Source organism: Kordia sp., assembly GCF_022447245.1.
Lineage (GTDB): Bacteria > Bacteroidota > Bacteroidia > Flavobacteriales > Flavobacteriaceae > Kordia.
The window spans coordinates 1-21,428 of record NZ_JAKVBC010000059.1 but is presented as its reverse complement, the minus strand read 5'-3'; the positions used below and the strand labels follow the sequence as shown (position 1 = coordinate 21,428).

The following is a 21,428-nucleotide window of genomic DNA, read 5'->3' as shown; positions in this document are numbered from 1 at the left end:
TACTTCTCGTAAACCGCCAACTTTCCAAGTTTTTTAGACCATTTTACTGCATTCCCTGTTTTACATGCATTCGTTGAAAACCATCAAAAAAGAGGTTGCAAAAAAGGTTACAGTTTTAAATTTTGAGGTTGCATATTATCACCCATTAATTATTTAACAATTTATAGAGGGCGCACAGGATTTTTGTTGCAAGATATGGCAACACTGGTAGGAATGCATGTTGGGAATCTATGAAAAATTGAATCAGGACAGGTTACACCATGTCTTGAAGTAGTCTTAGCATCCTATCTGGTCTTTAAGATACCCATAGAGAGATTGTGTAAAAATCATATTAAGGAATCTCTATATGAACTCTTACTTAGAAGTGACGCCCTTAAGGAAGAGTTATTAGATACCAAGGCTTCAAAGAATGTATATAAACGACTAGAATTGCTTGATATTATTACGGATCGACTAAATAATGTACAAGAAATCTATGCCGAGAAGTAATATTATGGTGGTCATTTATCCCAATCAAAATGGTATGGGCTATGTGGTGTGTGAGCTTCCGAGGGATATTATTAACTATGGTATCGGAAAATTTAGGAAACTCTCCCCTACAAATTATGTAACTCGTCTTAAAAAATTTATCAGACAGTATCGCCCAGCGGTTGTTATTCTAAAAGACTATGACGATTCCAATACGACCAGTAGGCGTGTTAAGGAGGTGATCGATACTTTAGAAGCGCATGCAAAAAAGCACGATGTTAAGGTATATCGCTACAGGCGTAGTGATATTGCAGGAGTATTTTCCCTCTTTGGAGATGCATCTAAACATGGAATTTCAAAGACACTGGCGAGTTGGTATCCAGACTTACAACGGTTTTTAGCACCACCGCGGAATTTTAAAATTTCTGAGCATTACCACATGGGCATCTTTGATGGTTTTGCACTTATGTATACTCATGCACATCTAACAGGACTGGTTAAGAACGATTATGAGAACTAATATTATCGATGACTTACTGTCTTTGTATATAAATAGATATAGTAAGATTCAAAGGCTTTTGAAAGATAAAAGAATGAGACAGGTCTGTGATGCATACTTTTTAGATGGACTAAATTACAGAGAGATTTCACAGCAATATGGTATGACACGACAAGAGCTCAACAGATGTATGATACGTGCCTGTGGGATTATTATTCGTAGTCGTCATCGAATAGATCGTCATGTTTGATTTGCAAACAACACTGAGACTTACCGTATATCAATGCAACTTAAGTCCGCGTAATAGTTATCATATTTCAGAGGAATTTTTTAAGATGCATAAGGTAGAAATTAAAGAGCTTGTAGGCGATAGGCGTTTTGATATTCTTAGCCTTCGCTGGGAGGATCAGCTTACTTACAAGGAGATTGCAGAGATTTACGGCATTAGTAGTGCGCGAATCAACCAGATTGTAGCTAAATGTTGTTATCTACTAAAAAAGATTAATTACCAAATAAAAAAGGAATAATAGAATATACTAAAACTTAAGATTGTTCATATGAATATGTAAACAATTTAAATATAAAAAAACACTTTCTTCTAAAGGTAAGGAAGTGTTTTTCTCTGTCAGATACTACTACAAAATATTCTCTAGTTTTTGAAATAAAAAAGGAGATTTTTCCGGATCATATTATTTTGAGAATACTTAGCAAACAATTATCTTTGACGCAGTTATTCTTTAAATATCAATAACAATTATTTAATAAGTTAATCCCCTAGTCACATAATTTTAAAACTTATATTTCCCAAAAAATATCTTTATATTCTTTTATGTAATTAATTATGATTACAGGGATTACTTATTTATATAAAAAATGAAGTACGCATCATTTTTTATAGCTATTTAATATCTATTTATAAAAAAATAAGCATACAAACATGGAAAAATAATCAATGATAATATCCAAAAAAAATGGCAATTAGACTAGATTACTAAATGTACAGACAAGTACACTCATTAGGGATTGCTCATACCATAAAGAATATTGATTTTTACAAAAAACCAGATACAGATAAAAAATTCCTGCAACTACAGAATCCTCATAAAAAATAGAGTAAAAATTATGATTTATTTCATGATTTTTGCTGGATAAGATTTAGGTTTAAAAAAACCATTAACATTTTATTAGTAGGAAAAACCATAAAAAATGATCTAAAATTCAACGCTTATTTGAAAAATTCGACGCTTATAAAATAATGTTGCACAAAAATGAAAAAGTATTTTCCTTTAATCCCCAAAGACTAAAACCAACTGCCTTTTCCCCAATCGATTTTAAAAAGAATAATAAACTAAAACGTATTGCAAATGATACTACTACAAAAAGAATCAAGGCAGAAGATTAGAGATACTGAAAACTATCTTCTAGTAGGTACAAAAAACCATGGTGAGTATATAGAAAAATCACACATCTTGTATATAGAGGCTTGTGAGTGTTACTCGTGGATACATCTGAGAGATGGTTCAAAAGTATTGAGTTGTAAACCTATTGGCTACTATGAAGAGTTATTTTCAGATAGAAACTTTTCAAGAATTCACCGTTCATATCTTATTAACCCTTATCATTTAAAACTTTACGAGCCACGCTATCGTTTGGTGCATTTAAGAGGTGAGATTGTATTGCCTATCAGTCACCGAAAAAATCGAGTGATTTCTAAAATGGTTAAAAATCAAGAATCCTATACGCCATTTAAAGTGGCAGTGTAATAGTATACATATTCAAAATAAATCTAATCAATAAAATAAATGAATAAAATCACTTTACCCCTATCTATTGTTGCTATTGTAATAGCATTATTTTCAATATTTAGACCAAAATCTTCGAATGAATTGGTTTACGTTGATGTGAATAAATTAGTAGAAGGTTACAAAAGAACAGAAATCGTTCGTAACGAATTACAAGAAAAAACAGTTGTTTTAAAGAGTAATATTGATAGTTTAAATTCTGGTTTTCAGAAAGAATTAAAACGCTATGAAAAAGATCGCGTTTCAATGTCTAAAAAAGAGCAAGAACTACAACAAGAACTATTGTCAAATAAGCAACAACAAATTAACAACTACAGGCAAACAGTGCAAAAGCAATTTCAACAAGAAGATCAAAAAGCAACACAAACTGTGATTAATGATATTAATGATTATGTAAGGGAATATGGAAAAACGCATGGATATCGAATCATATTTGGTGCAGGCGGTAACGGAAATATTATGTATGCCGCAGATGGGACTGATCTCACGGAGAAAGTATTAGAAGGTTTAAATTCAGAATTTAAGGGAAAATAAGATATGAATTTAAGAATCAAATTTTTAATAATACTTATTTCCTTTTTAGTGTTGAGTTGCTCACAAACTAGCTTTGATACAGAACAAGAGCTTTTAAATTACATACAAGATAAAAATAATGAGTACATCCAAAAAAAGACTGTTAACGGAATTAATTTTTCACTCATGTATAAGCCAACTGATTTACTCGTAAGTAAAGATTTGAAAGGAAACAATAAAGATGAAGATATAGAAGGATTGCGAACTAGATACAATAAGTATATCTATTTTAATCTTTCGATGTCACACAACAATCAAGAATTACTAAACACACTTCCGAAAGATCGTCATGAGTTTGGTCAAATGGTACAACAATTAGCTTTTGGAATGCGAGATGATTTATATCTATATAACAAGCAAAAGGATACATTAGTAATGACAGATTTTGTATATCCACGCATGTATGGAATGAGTAATGCAACAACGATTATGTTGGTATACCCTAGAGATGAAGAAAAGTTAACATCAGAATTTTTATATCTAACATTGAGAGACCTAGGAATAGGGACGGGAGAAGTAAAATTTAAAATTCCTACACATATCATACAAGAAGAACCAATATTAACATTTAAAAACTAATACGATTTTCATGAAAAAGCTATTATTAATTACCGCAATTATTTTTTGCCTTCAACTAAAAGCACAAGAGCTATCTTATGGGGTTTCTGCTGGAACAAACGTCTATTCTATGCTTACCGATAGAGATGTTTCATTTAATTCGAATGGCTCTTATTCTATTCCAGAATATGCAGGTTTTTATCTTGGAGCTTATGGAAATTACAAGTTAAATGATCATTTTGGGATTGTTACGGATGTAGCTTTTGAAAAGAGAACTATTGATATAAATCCAAGAACAAGATTGAGTTACATCAGTTTGAGTCCGAAATTGAAATTTGATGTCAACGGATCTTACAATCAAGGTTTTTATCTTAAATCAGGATTTCGCTATTCTTTATTAACTGGAGCAGAAACTACAGAAGGAGTTGATGTAAAAGAAGGTTATAAGAGCGGGCTGTTTAGTTTAAATGCCGGTCTTGGAACAAATTTCTCTAAGTTTTTAGGCTTGGAACTAATCTTTGACTATTCACTTAGTAACGCCTTTGATACAGATATAAAATCAAAATTATTTGGAGTGTATGCGTTACTAACTATAGACATAGATAAATTTATAAACAAATAGTATATGAAATATAGAATTTATACTGTATTTGCAATGCTATTTATGGTTATTAATAGTTATGGTCAATACGATTGGACACCAGCTAAAATTCATCTTGAAAGCGGAGAAACGCTCACTGGCGAGGTAAGATTATCAAAACAAGGTATTCCATCTATTATTCCTGCTAAAGACAGAGCATTTTATAGAAAAACAGAAGATGCCAAAATTCAGAAGCTTTATCCATCAAAGATAGATCGTATTGTTTTTACCATCACTTTTGAAGTAGAAGAAGATGGAGAAAAAATATCAAAAACTAGAAAGGCTATTTACATTTCTACGTATTTAAAAAAGCGAAAAAAGCGCAAACGTTTTGTGGAACTTATAATGGATGGTAAAGTGAAATTTATAGGAAGAACTGTTCGAATAAGTGGCAGTTCAGGAGTAACACCTATTTTTTCTCATCAAGGTATTGCACATATGCATTACAACTATTTTGGCTCTTTTGTACACAATGAGTTATATGTGTGGAGAAACGATGAACTTCCTAAGGATTTAATGCAAGGAAGCGGATTTAGCTCATTCAAAACAAGAGCATCAAAATATTTTAAGGACTGTGAGTCACTTGTCAAAAAAATCAAAGATAAAACTTATAAGAGTGAAAATTTACTAGAAATAGTGAAGTATTATAATGAAAACTGTAACTAAAATTGCATAACAAATGAAAAAAGAACACAAAAACATCGATTTTTCGAAACGATTAATCGCCCTTACATTGTTGTTTGTTTTTTTACCAAGTATTATTCCTGTGAATTATATGATGGCAAATAACAATGGACCTAATGCCCCCGAGGCATCAGGATTTGAGCCAGTTGGAGCAACTGACATGGTGAATTTGGCTACTGGAGATACCTCTTATGTACTTCCCCTTTTAAACGTAGGAGAATTTCCAATTACCCTTTCCTATCACTCAGGGGTTCCATTGGATATGGAATCTTCATGGACAGGATTGGGTTGGAATATTAACACAGGAGCTATTGCCCGTGGTGTAACTGCTTCACCAGATGATTGGAATAATGGAAAGGCTTTAGATTTTATATACTTTCAAGATTCTGAAGATATCTACAGCGTAAACGTAGGATATGGACTCTCAAAAACAGCTGAAGTTGGTGTTGGACTCTCATGGGGTTCTAACAAGAGTTTAAGTGGTTCTGTGTTTGCTTCACTTGGAGCTGCTAATGCAAGCTTTTCTACAGATCTCAGCTATTCTTTTGGAGTTGGAGGAGGTTTTGGTAGTTCCAAGGCAAACAACAATGGAGTTGGAGGAGGTCTTTCCGTATCAGGAACTATCAATGGAGGCGCCCCCTCTGTAGGACTAAATGTGGGAGGAAGGACAGGTAATATGACAGCGGGATTAGGTGTTAGTCTGTCAAATTCAGGTGCTGCTTTTTCAATTTCTGGTGGTTTTAGCAATCGTAGAGCGTATAATCAAGGGACTGCTGGTGGAGGTGGTGTTTCCATTGGAAATTATTCTGCTGGAGATTATGATATTGGAAGCTCTGGTTTTTTTATACCTATTCAAGCAGGTGTATTTAGTTTTAGTTTCGGTTATCAAAAAGTAAAATATTCCTTAAGTAAGGGATATGATAAAAGTGGTTATGGTTTATTATATTCCAGAGATGCTGCTTTTACTGATAATTCAATAAATTCCGAAATTCCTAGTGCGCAGAGATTTGGAGATTATCAAAATAGATTTGTATATGGTGATATGTACGACCAAGCACTTCCACAATTGGAAGAAGAATTTTCAGCAGATTATAGAACTGATAGAGGAAAATTAAATTTTTCTTTTGCAGGCTATGATTCTTATGAGGTAAATGCTACCGGAATTTCTGGAGGTATGCAGCCACAAATTTTTGAAAATGCAGCATTATTTGGTATGGGATATAAAGGAAAGTATCCGAATCAAGGGCAAAGTGCTCAGGATGATAAAATGCGTGTCTATTATCATAACAGTGTTTCTGGTACTGGCGATTACCTTCCTCAAAAACAGTTAGGGAATAATTTTGATTTTTATTTTAAAGGTCACTTTACTCAAAATACAGTAATTGATCCACTTAATTATACCAATGATTTTTCATTTAATAATGCAACGAATAAAACACTACAGAATTACTTGCCTACAGGAAGAATTGTTGATAATCAGCGTAAACGATCGGGTAACTATGTAGAGGTTTTTACCAATGAACAAATACGTACAGGACAAGCTTATGGACTTATGGCTCCTGAGAGTTTGCCAAACTCAGAGCGAAATATGGCTCAGTATGATGATAAAGGCATAGGAGGTTATAAAATTACAGCTCCAGATGGAAAAACGTATCACTTTTCGTTACCTGTTTATAATTATGAACGTGTTGAAAGAACAAACTTAAAAGATGGTTCAGGAGATCATGTAAATGAAAAACGACAACTTACACCGTATGCCGCACATTGGTTATTAACGGCAATTACAGGGCCTGATTATATTAAAAATGATAACAATCGAGAGTACCCTGATCATGGTGATTATGGTTATTGGGTGCGCTTAGATCATGGAAAATGGTCAGAAGGATATGTTTGGAGAACTCCTTATGATGGAGTTAATTTTCATACAAACATAGACAAAGAGATTGGAGATAAAGACTTTGGAAACTTCCAATACGGAAGAAAAGATTTGTACTATTTAGATAAGGTAGTTTCTCAAACGCATACAGCATATTTTGTAAAAGATATTCGTTATGATGCTACGGCTGCTTATGGAGATAATGATGATAACCCTTTGAATGACCCATCCAATGACAGATTTGTATATTCTTATACAAAAGTAACTAAGGTAGATGATGATACAGGAAATGGAGCTTCTCCATGGGTTTATGAGCCAGGTATTGAATACAAACGTGAATATCAACTCTATTTAGATAAAATAATTGTTGTTCCTACAAAGTTTGATAATGTCTCTAAGTCTACAGGAACTACATCTCTAAACACGAAAAATTTACCAGGATATACAAAAGATGATTCTTATAAGCCGTCTTATTATGCAGGTGGAACAACGCAACTGGGAGTGCCTATTGGAGCAGGAGGTTTTTTTAATGAGTATAATTCATATCCAAATTATCTCATTCATAATGAAAGTGGTGTGTATGATGTTACAGATTTTGAAAACTTTGATTATTCTAAAGCAACCAAAACGATTCAGTTAAATTATAATTATGAATTGGCAAAAAACTCTCCTAGTTCTTATTTTTGTACTGGAGATAAAGGAAATCCAGATAAAGGAAGACTCACCTTAAAAGAAGTAGCATTTCTGGGAAGAGATTTATACAACTATATGCCTTCTTATAAGTTTGACTATAAAGGAACAAATTTTAGCTACCCTGTTGGTCATCAGGAAAATGTAAATCAAAAAGTTAAAAAGGCTAAAGATGATTGGGGCTTTATAGATGAACAGTATTACTTAGATGAATATTTAAAAACAACTCATAATACAGTACCAGGGGATACAAATTATGAATCTTTATACAATCAATACTATCTACAATATGCTAATAACTATGGACCAGATAATTGGAGTTTGCAAAGTATAACTATGCCAACTGGAGCTGTACTTGATTTTACTTATGAAGAAGATGATTATCATACAGAAGGTTTTTCAAGAAAGTTCTGGTCTGCTCATAGTGATGAATTGGAATTTAAGTTCAATGCAACTGATATTAGTGGTAATGGAACACAATATTCTATTAATCTAGATGTTCGAAAAATTGCAGGGCTCAATTATGAAATTGATTTTGATAAGTATTTTACTGTTGGAGAGAAAACGCAATTAAACTTATCAGGATGCTTAAACAGAAGAAGTTCTAGAAATGTAAAAATTAATATTAATAAACCTGTGGAGGTAATGGCGGCTTCACAAACGAATCTTCAGCTACAATTTGTAGCCAATGCAGGAGTAGAATATGTTAACTCTGATGATCATATCGGTTGGTGGACAACACCAGACTGGTTTAGTCTTAATAATAGCTACAACGGAGATGTGAAAAACTCAGGATTGTACGCCAATGAAGATTGCCCACAATCACATCCGTCCTACACATGGACTATGAATCTTAATTATAAGCTAATTGCTAATACAGTTCCAAGAGCTGAGACTGGTGGAGGAATTAGAGTGAAGTCAATTGCAATGACTGATGAGAATAATAATACGTATACAACCAAGTATTATTATAATGTACCGAGTACTAATAAACAAAAAGATATTGGAAATTATAAATCATCTGGAATAACTTCATTTTCACCAACAAATGGATTGAAATTTATCCCTTATCAATCAGAATTACCAGGAGCTGGTGTAATGTATGAGTATGTCACTATGGAATCTGAATCTTCTCAAGGTACTTCTCTTGGAGAAACTAGGTATAGGTTCCATACACTTAAACCAGTGTATGATATCTTCAACCCAAGTCTTACGATGTATGACGATCAAAATGTAGAAATATTCAGTGCAGAAGTTGAAAACGCTAATGGACATCCTGATGGATTACTACATGCAGACCAAAATGTATATGCAAAGAAAATCCACTTAAAAGTGAATACTTCATTAGTTGGAAAATTCAGAAGTATAGAGCAGTTTAATATCCACGGTCAACGCGTAAGTAAAACGGAGAATAATTATCGTAGTGGTGCAGATTTAGCATATTACACTAATAGAGGAAGTACTACTGAATCTTTCCAGAGTATGAAATCTATTTTCAGAGCCAATACAAATGATGTATCTCCTGTTCTGGAGAAAAGACTATTGTCTTTATCATCCAGAACAGATTATAGTTCGGTTTTAGAAAGCGTTACTAATTACTCTCAGCTTGGAAAAACTACAGAAAAATACGAATTTGCGGATGACCATACAGGAGCATTTAGAAGAAAAATAACAGAGCTAGCTGATGGTAGCTTTATAAAAGAAGAAAAAGTGCCTGCTTACACGAAATACCCTGCGATGGGTTCAAAAGTAGACGATCCAAACAATAAACACATGTTGACACAAGGTGCATTAGAAATTGTTGATTGGTCAGCAACTGGTAACTGGTCTACGGATTACAGTACGCTTGCGGCAAGTATAACCACGTGGAATGATACTTGGACTTACCGAGATGGACTTGGTAATGAAAGTCAACAAAGTGATGTATGGCGGAAACATAAAAGTTATGTTTGGAAAGAAGATGTTGATCCTACAGATGGAACTTTTCTAACGACTTTAGATCGAGAAAATGATTACTTTAACTGGAATACCAATGCTCCTGTCAGTACTAATTGGCAAAAAACTTCGGAAATTACTCGATATACGCATTGGTCTTCTCCAATTGAAACAAAGGATATCAATGGTAATTTTGCATCATCTAAATTAGCTAACAAGGATAAATATGTCGTAGCAAGTGGAAATGCACGTTATTCTGAGATGTATTATTCTGGAGCAGAACATAGCTACAATGCAACTATGTTTGATGGAGAAGTTGGAGGTGTTCAGTATGTAACTTCAGAGCAGGCGCATACTGGGAATAATGCTATTAATATTTCTTCTACTTCTGATAAAGGATTTGAAGTTACAGGTCAAATAGGATCAGATCATTATGATCTTTCTAAAACATTTAGACCTGGAAAATACAAGGTTTCTTTTTGGGCATATAGTATCAAAAAAGACCCAATTGAAAATATTAGATTAATTCAAAATGGTACAGCTATTAGCAGAAATGATAGTGAAGATGTAGTTGCAGGAGATTGGACACTACTAAATTACTACGTGGATTTACTTCCCAATACTTCTTTTGAAATGTATATTAGAGCAGCCACGGATTTATCAAATATTCCAGCGGGAAGTTTAATGATATATGATGATTTTAGAATGCATCCTATTTATGCCTCCATGAACAGTTATGTATATGATGATGATACTGATGAACTTCTATATATTTTAAACGGAAATAACCTTGGAACAAAGTATGTTTATGATAAAGCAGGACGATTATGTGCTACTTATAGTGAAGTAGCCAATACTTCTGATTTTACTGGAGGTTTTAAAATCACAAGTCAAAATAAATACCATTACCAAGGAATGTATGATAGTGATTGCGGCTGTTGTGATGCTATGGCTACTACAAGTTCTAGAGAAAGTTTAAGTGCGTCTTTAGAGGAAGTTGAAAACGGTGCATATACAAGAGTATTTGAAGTTACGCCACAAAATGGTTCGGGAAGTTATAATTATCAGTGGCGATGGCTTACAGATACAAGTAACAATTCGTATTCTGACTTTATAAATGGGACATCCAAACAGGCCATTCCTTTTGCAGCTGCTTATTGTAATGACAAGAATAACTCTTATGACAAACTATGGGAGTTTGAAGTTAAGGTAACCGATATTACTACTGGTACATCTGTGATCAAGAAAGATAAGGTAGAAATCTCAGGGTGTACCTTTGAGGTAAGTGATCAAAAATGGGCTGATATTGAGATTTCTGAGAACTATGATGCTTGTAATACAGACTCAAGATTTACTTTCCGTCCTTTTGTAATCAAGCCAGAACATAAAAATTACCAGTATCAATATAAAGTATATGATGTGATTAACAATCAATGGTCAAATTTCACCACAGTATCTAATGCACAAGGTATATTTTGCACGCCTTATTTCTATGTGGAATCAGGCTCTTGTAAAGATCAATATATAAGATATCATGCTTTTCAATATAAAGTCATTGATACTGAGACAGGAAATTTTTACGAATCACCCATTATAAACACTTATTTAGAGTGTACCTCAAGTACAATTGATCAAAGCTTAATACTGTCATCAAATAGTGATCATGAGCAATATGCTACAACTGGAACTGTAATAGAGCGAAATGCTCAAGGGAAAATAAATAAAGTGTATAATATCAATGAGATAACAAAAAAATAAATAGCAACAAAGATGTATACAAAATATAAAGTTTTAAGTTTTATAATGATGCTTTGGTCGCTATTACTTAGCGCACAAGAGCAACCACCGACACCTACCAATGAGCAAAATACCAATTGGGTGAGTTCCATCTCGTATAAACTAGATGGACAAACCGCAGGCAAAGGAGTGTCGTTCTTTAACCATTTAGGAAAAGCAACGGAAACAAAAAGGTGGGATATTCTAACATCTAAAGTTTGGACAACTCAAACACTTTATGACTATCATGGAAGATCAGCTGTACAAACTCTCAATGCTCCAACAGGCTATGGGTTTGAGAGAACTACTGGTTTTATTAAAAATAATTTTGGGGCAGATTATAGTAGATTGGATTTCGATATGGCAAGTTTGAGTGAAAATCCAAGGAGTGTTTCTGAAAATTCACCACTAGGGAGTTATTACAGCACACAAAATACCACCAATCTGTATCAAGATATTACGAATTATCCTTTTTCAAGGACAGTATATAGTAAAATGAATCCAGGAGCAGTGAAAAAGGTAGTTGGAGGAAATAAAATTAATAATGAGTGGAAACAAGGCTATAGTTTTGTTATGCCAGCAGGGCAAGAACTTGCAAGTGCTTGGGCATTTGCCGATCCATCATACAATAATAAGACAATTATAAAATCAGTAAATAGAGATATTCATGGTATAGAAACTGTAGTTTTTACTGATACTGATGGAAATACACTAGCTGCTGCTAGAAGTGGAAATGAAGAAGGAACGGTTTTAAATCCTATCAATACTACTGTTGAAATTAAGGAATTAGGATTTGTAGATATTCATATACCAGTAGGATGTACTGGAATCGCTGTTCAAAACCTTGGGGGAAGAACACTAAACATCTATGATTTAGTGACAGAAAGCCTAGTAACAACTACAAGTTCAAGTGCTAGTTTATCAGCAGGGTTTTACAGAATAGCAATCGCTGATTTAGATTCTTATGTATATGATGAGTATAATCCAATTCGCATTACACATACGGTAAATTACCATGACTACACGTTAAACTACTACGACAAAGCAGGCAGAGTATTAAAATCTACACAGCCCAATGGAGCTTCACTTGCAAGTACTTACTCATACAATTCGTTAGGACAAGCACAAAATACAACGAGTCCAGATGAGGGTATTGCAAGTTTTAAGTATCGTAAAGATGGGCAAATACGATTTTCTCAAAATAGCAAGCAGGCTGAGAACAATTATTTTTCATATACGAATTATGATCAGTTGGGGCGTCCTGTAGAAAGTGGTGTATATAAAGGTCAAGATATTCCTTTTAATGTGGATACTTCCGTTAATGGAAATACAACAGGAATAACCGTCACTCCAATTAATTTGCAAAATGTAACAATTAGCTCTTTTGGTGGCAGTACAACATATACTAAAGATGCTGGTTATGCATACTGGCAAGCAGGTTTTAACTCACAAGAACAGCTTTTAGGTGATGGTAAAATTACTTTTAAAATCAATAGTGCTTCGGGAAATTATGTAATTGTTGGACTCTCAGACCCTAGTGATAATATTACTACACCTTCATTTACCAATATGAAATATGGTATTTACGCAGGGAATGGAAGTTTTTATATCTTAGAGAATGGAGATTTTATAAGAAATCCTGATAACACTTATGTGCGATATGCAATGGGACTCAACACCTCTGATGTGTTAAGTGTAGAGCGAGTTGGAAACACAGTCTACTATAAAAGGAATGATGAAGTGTTAAGAATCGCAGAACACTATTATTCAGGAACATTAGTGGTAGATGCCAGCATCCGATTGGACAATAATGGTTTTAATGATTTAAAGCTGTATGATTATTACAGTGCTGAGAGTTTAGTTGATGCCATGGACGGACTCAATGATGTGTATTGTGAAGAACAGCATTTCACATTGTATGATGTTCCTGATGCAGATTTAGTACAACGCCTTAGTGAATGTGGTATTTCACAACGAGGTTATACACAAACCTATCTTGCAGGAAACGTATCAAAAACCTATACAAAAAATCCAGAAACGGCTACTACATGGTATAGTTATGATCAGTACGGAAGGGTTAAATGGATTATACAAGATATAGAAGGACTTGATTGTCCAAAAACGATTCAATATGAATATGATAACATTACAGGTCAGGTTGTAAAAGTAGATTACCAAAGTCATCAAGATAGCGAACGTTTTATTCATAAATATACCTATAATGATGCAGGACAACTTACCATTGTTCACACAGGTACTCCTAATGATGGTGCGTTTACCCAAACTGGAGGTTCTATTACCTATAAAGAACAAGCACGTTATATTTACAATGAAACGGGACAAGTAGTGCGGGTAGAACTGGCGGAAAACTTACAAGGAATTGACTATGTGTATAATCTAGCAGGGCAGCTCAAAGCAATCAATAGTGCTAATTTATCTCCAAGCAGTGATCCTGGAAACGATGGAAATAATGGGTTTGTTGCTGATGTCTTCGGGATGCAAATCGACTATTATAATGGCGATTATCTTAGAACGGGCACACCAACTCCTGTAGCAGCTACTGGAATCAATGCTACAGATCAGTTCAATGGAAATATAAAAGCAGCTCAGTGGAATACACAAGGAAATTCTGTGGGAGGGTATGCGTATAACTACAACAAAAATCAGTGGCTAACGGGAGCTGATTTTCAAGGCAGCAACACGGATTATGATGTTAGTAATCTTACCTATGATGCCAACGGAAATATTCAAACGCTCAAACGAAATGGATATACCGATGGAACAGGCACCAATAGTATGGATAATTTTACGTATCATTATAAAGCAGGAACCAATCAATTAGTTGCAGTAGAGGATCAAGGAGACAATACGGATGTAAATCGTTATGATGATTTAAAAAATCAATACATAGGCAGTTCAGAGGCTGATGCAAACTATGTATATAATAGTATTGGACAATTGGTGGTAAATAAACAAGATAAGATCAGTTATGAGTATAACGCTGCTGGACTAGTCACAAAAATCAATAGCTTTAGCAATCAAAACACGCAGCAGTTTTACACTATATTTAATAAAGATTATGAAAATGCACTTCAAGTAAATGCTAATGATTGGATAGTAACTGACGGAAGTGTCCGTGTCTCTTTTGCTAATAACTCTGATCAAATAGATCAAGGTAATGTGATCATTTTACAAACAAATGATATTATTCCAACCTATTGTACAGATTTTGATGGTGATAACAATTTGTATCATAACAGGTTACAATTCAATTTCAATACAAATCCAGCAGTAGCTCCAAACCCTTATATGGCAAGTACCTCATTTAGAACTATGATAAACACCTATCATAGTTTAGACTTCGATTTATTTGTATTGCAGGAACAGGTTGGGAAAATGATTAATGGATCACATATTAAGACGCCAATTGCTGCAACTGCAATAGTTAGATTAAAACAAGAAGACGGTACATTAATTCAAGAGATTACAATCTCACCCAACAACATTATGTATTGTAATAGACATCTAGAGCAAGTGCATTTTGAGTTTGTGGCAACAGGAGAAAAGATCTATTTAGAAATAGATGTAGATAATAATGGTACACAAACCTCTTCCATTGTTGGTATTGGACAATCAAGACCTTTATATCAAAGTTTTGAAATAGACAATTTACACTTACAAGCGGCGATGAAACCAGCCTTGGCATTTTATTATAATGACTTAGGGTACCGTGTTAGAAAAGAATCGTATGATAACTTCGGAAATGTATTTAAAACTATCTATGTGCGTGACGTAGTAGGAAACCCAATTGCAATTTACAGACAGTATAATGGTCAAGGAGGTGCTTTAGCGCTTAAGGAACAACCAGTATATGGTGCAAGCAGATTGGGTGTGTTTTATAGAGATAATAGTTTAGAAGATAAAGGAACGTATGCTTATCAACTTACAGATCATTTAGGAAATGTACGAGCAGTGATTATGAAAGATGGAAACAATGCCCTATCTTTAACCAATAAAACTGACTATTATCCATTTGGGATGCCAATGCCTGATAGAAATATCACTGATGGCAATTATAGATATGCATATCAAGGACAGGAGAAAGATCCAGAAACAGGAAAAGAGGCGTTTCAGTTGCGTTTATGGGATAGTAGGATAGGTAGATGGCTAACGGTTGATCCTAAAAATGAATTCCACAGCCCTTATTTAGGGATGGGAAATAATCCTATATCTTTAATTGATCCTGATGGAGGCTCTACAATTGGAGGAGGTTGCCCTGATCCTCCTTGCAGTGACAATTCTTATCTTCCAGAAGGTTATGACACAACAATTGTAAATGATGTTAATCCTGTTGAAATTGATGTTGGAGTGTTTCTGCCAGCTGTTCATATAACAGCAGAGCGAAAAAGTTCATCAAGTTGGTTCACAAAAGCAGTTGGGCATACTATTGTTTTTGTAATTACTGCTTGGGGCACATTAGCCAATAATAACACTACTTTTGGGACATATGAACTTACTGATGCGGCAGATTTTGGGGAATATGAGTTATCAGCAAGGTTTGGTAAATTAGCAGGAAATGCTCTTGGTATATGGCAGGCTGGTTTTGAGTATATTGGAGCTGGAGGTAGTTTTGCCTTGTCTGGAGGCGGAAGTGCACCTGTTTCAGCTCCAGTGACTGTACATGCAACTGCAGTTGGTACGGCTAGTATTTATGGTACGGCTTCAGAAATTAGTGGTTTAGTAAACTATTTTAGTAGAAACAATAATCATAGTTCAGGAGGTGATAAAGGTAATTATAAAAGACTTTCCTCTAATAAAAAGGCAAATGAATATTCTAGAGAAAGAGGATATAAAGATGCTCATGAATTAAAAGATTATCATGGTGCAGATTCAAAATGGGATATCTTTGTTGATAGTAAAACAGGAAAAGGCCAGCTAAGATTAAAACAAAATGAGTCTGTTATAATGGAAATTTTCGATAAACCTTAGATTATGAAATCAAAAATCATTTTAAGATTATCTATTGAATCTAAAGATTTAGAATCAGCACAAACAATTGATAGAATCAAAAAAAAACTACCAGAACTAGCTAGAACAATGGATATTGGTTCAAATGGTTATAGAGATTTTGGAAACTCCATAGGGATACAGCCCTTTCCTAGAAAGACTAGTATTTTATTTGAATATTCTTATGATGATATTAGTTTGGAAAAATGTAATAAAGATTTTTTAGATAATTGGAAGAACTTGGAATATATTTTTGATTATGTAAAAAAATATGGATATGAATCATATTTGAATTATGAAATTACAATAGTTAATTCAAGTTACCCTGTTATAGAACTATCCAGACAGTTTATTTCTTTTATCAAAGATTTAGATATAGAAATAAGTTTTACTTTCTATAATGAAGACTGTAATGATATAAATTAGGGTATGGCTTTTAAATGTTCAAGCACATTCCTATTATACAAACTATCGTAGCATTTATAGCAATATGATTTTAAACTTTATGAACATTTTTAATGATGCAAACATATATTTATTAGACACTAAGAATAACATAAAATATGAAAAATATAATTTGTAATATTAAACATAATAATGAATATCTAGGTTTTTGCGATTACATTTTTTTAGATGAATATAGTATAGAAGAGATTTACATTAAAGATAAAGAATATCAAAATGTGTTTTTGATATATCTTTATAATCTTAAAATAACAAATACTGAAAAATTTAATAATTTAAAAAACATTGATATTGAAATTTGTTTTGTTGATATGGATAATATTAATAAAAAAAGATTTTGTTTAAGAACTTTGATTATATCCACTCCTATATATAATGGACAAAAACATACTTCTTTATATGTAAATATTGATTTCGATTTTGAATATGAATATTATTATTATAATTATGATCAAAATGTTATTGATGCAGTTTATTATAGTAATAAAAATGAAAATTATTTAAAGTTTCTTAAAATGCAGTATGCTTATTTAGAAGCTTGCAGATTGACAAAAAGAATTAAACAATCATTTAATAACAAAAAAATTATTATCGACGGAAGCGTTATTTTCACTATACCCCATTTTTTTGTTTTATATGCAGAACAAATTTCAGAAGAAGGATTTTTTATAGCTGGAGATTTAGATGATTTAGAAGAAAATTTAGAAAAATTATTTGAAAATGTAGAAAATAACAATACAATAATCATTAAAAACAAAGCAAAGTTAGAAAGAACATTTTCTGTAAAATTAGATAATTATTTAGTTATGTTAACAGATATTTTTCTTAAAAAAGGATTTAAAATTATAATGGAATAAATGGGCTCTCCATCTCATTAATAGAAAAAGCTTATCTAGATAAAAAAATACGGAATGAATGGGAAAATATTGATAGTTAAGGCTTTGAAGATCTAAGTTGTTTGCCATCAGTTAGTTCGAAATTTCGTTATTATCCCCTGAAGGTAATATAGGTGATACTATAGTTGATGGAAGTGGTGTTAGTTGGACTTATGGTAAAAATGGTTGGGATACCAATGGTTATGATGATTATAGTGCTAATTTAGGCGCATTCAAAAAATACTCTACTGGAGAAGGAAAACTTGCTTATGTAGTAGTAGAAGGAGGTTCAACACATAGCTTTCTTTATAATCCACTTACTGGGGACTATTGGGAAGCCTCTCATCCATTTGATGAAAATGGAAATGTTATACATGGTTTTACAAGTTGGACTAACACTTGGAGTGAAGGATATGGAGATTTAGCGTATCCAAGTGGAACTAAAAGTATTATTAGAAAAAGAAATGTAAAAGATGGTGATTTTTGGAGTTTTGATTCAAGTGGTAGTCGAAGGGGAGATATAAGAATATATTATATAGATGTTCCCAATAAAGGTGAAGCTATTAGGTATGCTGATAATGCTGTAGGACCATATCCTTATAATGCATTGTTTCAAAATTGTAAACATTTTGCAATAGATGCATTGGAAGCTGGTCATACTGACATTCCTTGGTCTGGACCAATACCTAGCGATTTTGCTAAACCAGGTTCTTCTTGGACAGTTTATTTTACGAATGGAGAACCAGATAAAAGAATCGCTAATCCTTTGCCTAATCCTTTACCTGATAAATATAAAAAATAGATAATTTTGAAAATTATATATAAATTAATATTGATCCTAATACTAGTCTCTTGTTCTAAACAGATTGATAACAAGTGTGTTGAATTTCAGGATGAAATTATAAAAGATAAGTTTATTGACGTTACTAAAAGAACGACTATAAAAGAAATATTTTTTCATGGAAATAAGATACAATTACCTAATTCTAGTATGTATAGTTATTCATTGCTTAATAATCATATCATAAGTGATACTTTATATCTAAAAAGAAGAGAAAAAAATAATCAGTATTATGATATTTTAAAGCTAGAAAATATTAATGAATTTAAAATTTTATCATCAATACAATTACAGCAATATTCTTATGAAAGAATTAATGATTTTTACATTTCATCTGGAAGAGATAAAATTGCAATAATATATTTTAGAGCAAATAATAAAAGTATTTTAAGGATTTTTAATGGAAATGGGACAAAACTATTATATGAACATGCATTTAATTATAATATTTATATGTATCAAACTCCATGGTCATTAAATGATGGAAGGCTGGTTTTTTATAATAAAAATAGCGAAATTTTTATTTTAAATTTGAATAATAAATCAATCATGGAAGTTCCGTGTAAAGGCATTAATGTAATGTGGCTGGGGGGATTAAATACAATATCATATCTAAATGAAGATTCAATTCAATCATATAATCTAAGTAATGAAATGATAAATTATGTGTATTTACTAAATGATAGCTCATCATCATATTCAGAAATTTTAGATTATTATTGGTTTGCTTCTCAGAAAAAATTCTATATCAAAGAGCGGAGTACTAATAAATTATTTGATAAAATTTGGAGTAATACTGATTATATAATACAATATAATTGTAAGGCTCCCTCTATTGAGAAGCCATATAATTAAGATCATAGACATATTATCTAACGGTTTGAAAATAAATCATGTAGATGAAATGTAAATAAGATAAGTGATTCTAGGTCAGTGGGTTCGAAAATTCGAACCTACTGTTTTAGGATTCACATTAATTTTCGAAGGTATACAATTGACAAAAAATTTATCTTTGAAATTAAGATGTGATATAAATCACGAATAAAAAACACCTCTTGCAGAAAGGGTGAAAAAATTATGTTCTTTGACGTATTGAGAGATAAAAAAGTGAAATAAGTATCTATTTATCTAATATAATTACACAGCGATCTTACAACAATAGTTTTTGTTGTATTCTAATCGTTCTTTATTGGATTTATTTAGAACAAGTTTAGCTTCGGCAAGTTTGGGATTCATATGTACTTCATTTGGCGTATAAATTTTATGCTTGTTACAGGGCTTTTCATTATTGTAATTCTCAACAAAGAAATCGAGTTCTTGTCTGATGGTTGTAGAAAGTATTTTTTTGATTCTAAAATAATATGATTTCATAATCTTGTACGGTCCTTCAACGATGGAATTAGAAAACGTTACGTCTTTCAGTGCAATCTTCTTATTAATAGTAAGCTGACACTCTTGAATAAACTGATGAATAGTTTTGTTGTTGTTCTCGGTTCCACCATCAACGATAAGGTCAAGGCTACGATCTTTTAGATCAACACCAAATTCTTTTTTGATAGCTTGCTTTACCGTATCAGTTCTGATTTTAGCAGACTTTTGTGTAGAGATATCATATGAAATGATCTTCCGAGAGAAGTTGTCAACCACGGTATAAATATAGTAAGTAACATCATCAAAGGTTTTGTAATGCGAAATATCCATATGCCACGTTTCATTAGGACGAGAAGCATCATATGAACCGCGTTTACGTTTAATCTTGTTTGGTTTTCTAGCTTTTGAAAACCCAAGTTTGCGAACGTACTTATACCACGTAGACTCCGCCATAGAGATGGCACCGTCACGAACGGCTTTACCCCATACTGATCGAATACACCAAATCTTGTATTTGGGGTTGTTCATGTATCGTTTCAAGACATTAATTTCCATAGGAGAAATTTGATTCGGTCTTCGTTTAAAGCATTGACCGATGATAGAGTTGTTACAGTAAGATGCACGTTCATTAAGCCAGACCATATATCGATGTTTAGAAATACCCAGAAAACGAAGCAAGACATGCTTACTGATAGGAAAATCATCGCTAAAATTCTCGAATGTATTAAGAAATACGTCTCGATTGTTTTTGATAAGAGTGACCATACTATCTTTTCCAATCAAATTGATAATAGTGATATAGAGTCGCGCAAATTGCACAAACGCTTTTCGACTTAAAACCAATCGCTCATCAAGAAACAGTTTTGTATCATCAAGTGAACTCTGAATCTTATCAGCGAACTCACCACCAATATATTTTTGTGGGTCTTCCCTTTTCCAATAGAAGGATGTACTTCGGGCAATATTTTTGGTAAATGAATATGGAAGGACTTGTTCATGGATGCCAAGAGCATAGGATGTTTTGACATCAGAATGATACTTTTTGTAAATCTGCATCATCAAAAGAAACAAAAAAAGAATAAAAACTAAAATCTCTCAATATGAAAATCGAATCGATCTAGATTCGAAAATTCGAACCAAATTACAGAAAAATACTACTGGTTCGATGTCTAAGAAGGGTCTAAAAAACAGTTAACTCGCTAAAATTCAAACTAATGCGGTTCGATAATCGACTAAGAGGGGGAGCAAAGCTTTCAAAAGCCATCCATTAGGGTGGCTTTTTTTATACGTGTACTTCTCGTAAACCGCCAACTTTCCAAGTTTTTTAGACCATTTTACTGCATTCCCTGTTTTACATGCATTCGTTGA

At 32.8% G+C, this 21,428-nt stretch carries 15 protein-coding genes; 14 read left to right on the top strand and 1 reads right to left on the bottom strand.

Annotation, left to right across the window (positions count from 1 at the left end; genetic code table 11):
• Positions 1-706 precede the first annotated feature (706 nt).
• The 14 genes from MK119_RS23370 to MK119_RS23310 all read left to right on the top strand — a co-directional run bounded on the left by MK119_RS23370 (position 707) and on the right by MK119_RS23310 (position 19,544).
• Entirely contained in the window at positions 707-988 is a 282-nt protein-coding gene (locus tag MK119_RS23370; RefSeq protein WP_290684003.1) for a hypothetical protein, read from the top strand.
• 73 nt (positions 989-1,061) lie between these two features.
• The gene (locus MK119_RS23365) at positions 1,062-1,217 is read left to right on the top strand and encodes a hypothetical protein (protein ID WP_290684001.1); all 156 of its coding nucleotides are present in this window, start codon (positions 1,062-1,064) and stop codon (positions 1,215-1,217) included.
• Positions 1,210-1,494: a sigma factor-like helix-turn-helix DNA-binding protein gene (locus tag MK119_RS24475; RefSeq protein ID WP_366512864.1), complete on the top strand. Its 285-nt coding sequence runs from the start codon at positions 1,210-1,212 to the stop codon at positions 1,492-1,494. The genes MK119_RS23365 and MK119_RS24475 overlap by 8 nt, the downstream gene beginning before the upstream one ends.
• Positions 1,495-2,331: 837 nt before the next feature.
• Positions 2,332-2,730: a LytTR family DNA-binding domain-containing protein gene (locus MK119_RS23360; RefSeq protein WP_290683998.1), complete on the top strand. Its 399-nt coding sequence runs from the start codon at positions 2,332-2,334 to the stop codon at positions 2,728-2,730.
• A 39-nt stretch (positions 2,731-2,769) separates the two neighbouring features.
• Positions 2,770-3,303, top strand: a complete 534-nt coding sequence (locus MK119_RS23355) for an OmpH family outer membrane protein (protein WP_290683996.1) — start codon at positions 2,770-2,772, stop codon at positions 3,301-3,303.
• A gap of 165 nt (positions 3,304-3,468) precedes the next feature.
• A complete protein-coding gene (locus MK119_RS23350; RefSeq protein ID WP_290683994.1) occupies positions 3,469-3,921 on the top strand; it encodes a hypothetical protein in 453 nt (150 codons plus the stop codon).
• A 10-nt stretch (positions 3,922-3,931) separates the two neighbouring features.
• Positions 3,932-4,522, top strand: a complete 591-nt coding sequence (locus MK119_RS23345) for an outer membrane beta-barrel protein (RefSeq protein ID WP_290683992.1) — start codon at positions 3,932-3,934, stop codon at positions 4,520-4,522.
• A gap of 3 nt (positions 4,523-4,525) precedes the next feature.
• On the top strand, positions 4,526-5,206 hold the full coding sequence (locus tag MK119_RS23340; RefSeq protein WP_290683990.1) for a hypothetical protein: 681 nt from the start codon (positions 4,526-4,528) through the stop codon (positions 5,204-5,206).
• Between the two features lie 13 nt (positions 5,207-5,219).
• Positions 5,220-11,483, top strand: a complete 6,264-nt coding sequence (locus MK119_RS23335; RefSeq protein WP_290683989.1) for a hypothetical protein — start codon at positions 5,220-5,222, stop codon at positions 11,481-11,483.
• A 12-nt stretch (positions 11,484-11,495) separates the two neighbouring features.
• The gene (locus MK119_RS23330; protein ID WP_290683987.1) at positions 11,496-16,490 is read left to right on the top strand and encodes an RHS repeat-associated core domain-containing protein; all 4,995 of its coding nucleotides are present in this window, start codon (positions 11,496-11,498) and stop codon (positions 16,488-16,490) included.
• Between the two features lie 3 nt (positions 16,491-16,493).
• The gene (locus MK119_RS23325; RefSeq protein WP_290683985.1) at positions 16,494-16,934 is read left to right on the top strand and encodes a DUF4279 domain-containing protein; all 441 of its coding nucleotides are present in this window, start codon (positions 16,494-16,496) and stop codon (positions 16,932-16,934) included.
• Positions 16,935-17,071: 137 nt separating this feature from the next.
• Positions 17,072-17,830 carry a hypothetical protein gene (locus tag MK119_RS23320; protein ID WP_290683983.1) on the top strand — a complete coding sequence of 253 codons (759 nt, stop codon included), beginning with the start codon at positions 17,072-17,074 and terminating at the stop codon, positions 17,828-17,830.
• A gap of 625 nt (positions 17,831-18,455) precedes the next feature.
• The gene (locus tag MK119_RS23315) at positions 18,456-18,650 is read left to right on the top strand and encodes a hypothetical protein (protein WP_290683981.1); all 195 of its coding nucleotides are present in this window, start codon (positions 18,456-18,458) and stop codon (positions 18,648-18,650) included.
• Positions 18,651-18,656: 6 nt separating this feature from the next.
• Complete coding sequence (locus tag MK119_RS23310; RefSeq protein ID WP_290683979.1) at positions 18,657-19,544, top strand: hypothetical protein; 888 nt, start codon at positions 18,657-18,659, stop codon at positions 19,542-19,544.
• Positions 19,545-19,826: 282 nt separating this feature from the next.
• Here the strand turns inward: MK119_RS23310 and MK119_RS23305 are convergent, their stop codons facing one another.
• A complete protein-coding gene (locus MK119_RS23305) occupies positions 19,827-21,119 on the bottom strand; it encodes a DDE-type integrase/transposase/recombinase (protein ID WP_290683977.1) in 1,293 nt (430 codons plus the stop codon).
• Positions 21,120-21,428 lie beyond the last annotated feature (309 nt).

Excerpts from the sequence above, each read along its gene's own strand:
- MK119_RS23365 (WP_290684001.1), top strand. The coding sequence starts at position 1,062 with ATGAGACAGGTCTGTGATGCATACTTTTTAGATGGACTAAATTACAGA.
- MK119_RS24475 (WP_366512864.1), top strand. The coding sequence starts at position 1,210 with ATGTTTGATTTGCAAACAACACTGAGACTTACCGTATATCAATGCAAC.
- MK119_RS23360 (WP_290683998.1), top strand. The coding sequence starts at position 2,332 with ATGATACTACTACAAAAAGAATCAAGGCAGAAGATTAGAGATACTGAA.
- MK119_RS23355 (WP_290683996.1), top strand. The coding sequence starts at position 2,770 with ATGAATAAAATCACTTTACCCCTATCTATTGTTGCTATTGTAATAGCA.
- MK119_RS23350 (WP_290683994.1), top strand. The coding sequence starts at position 3,469 with ATGTATAAGCCAACTGATTTACTCGTAAGTAAAGATTTGAAAGGAAAC.
- MK119_RS23345 (WP_290683992.1), top strand. The coding sequence starts at position 3,932 with ATGAAAAAGCTATTATTAATTACCGCAATTATTTTTTGCCTTCAACTA.
- MK119_RS23340 (WP_290683990.1), top strand. The coding sequence starts at position 4,526 with ATGAAATATAGAATTTATACTGTATTTGCAATGCTATTTATGGTTATT.
- MK119_RS23335 (WP_290683989.1), top strand. The coding sequence starts at position 5,220 with ATGAAAAAAGAACACAAAAACATCGATTTTTCGAAACGATTAATCGCC.
- MK119_RS23330 (WP_290683987.1), top strand. The coding sequence starts at position 11,496 with ATGTATACAAAATATAAAGTTTTAAGTTTTATAATGATGCTTTGGTCG.
- MK119_RS23325 (WP_290683985.1), top strand. The coding sequence starts at position 16,494 with ATGAAATCAAAAATCATTTTAAGATTATCTATTGAATCTAAAGATTTA.
- MK119_RS23320 (WP_290683983.1), top strand. The coding sequence starts at position 17,072 with ATGAAAAATATAATTTGTAATATTAAACATAATAATGAATATCTAGGT.
- MK119_RS23305 (WP_290683977.1), bottom strand. The coding sequence starts at position 21,119 with ATGATGCAGATTTACAAAAAGTATCATTCTGATGTCAAAACATCCTAT.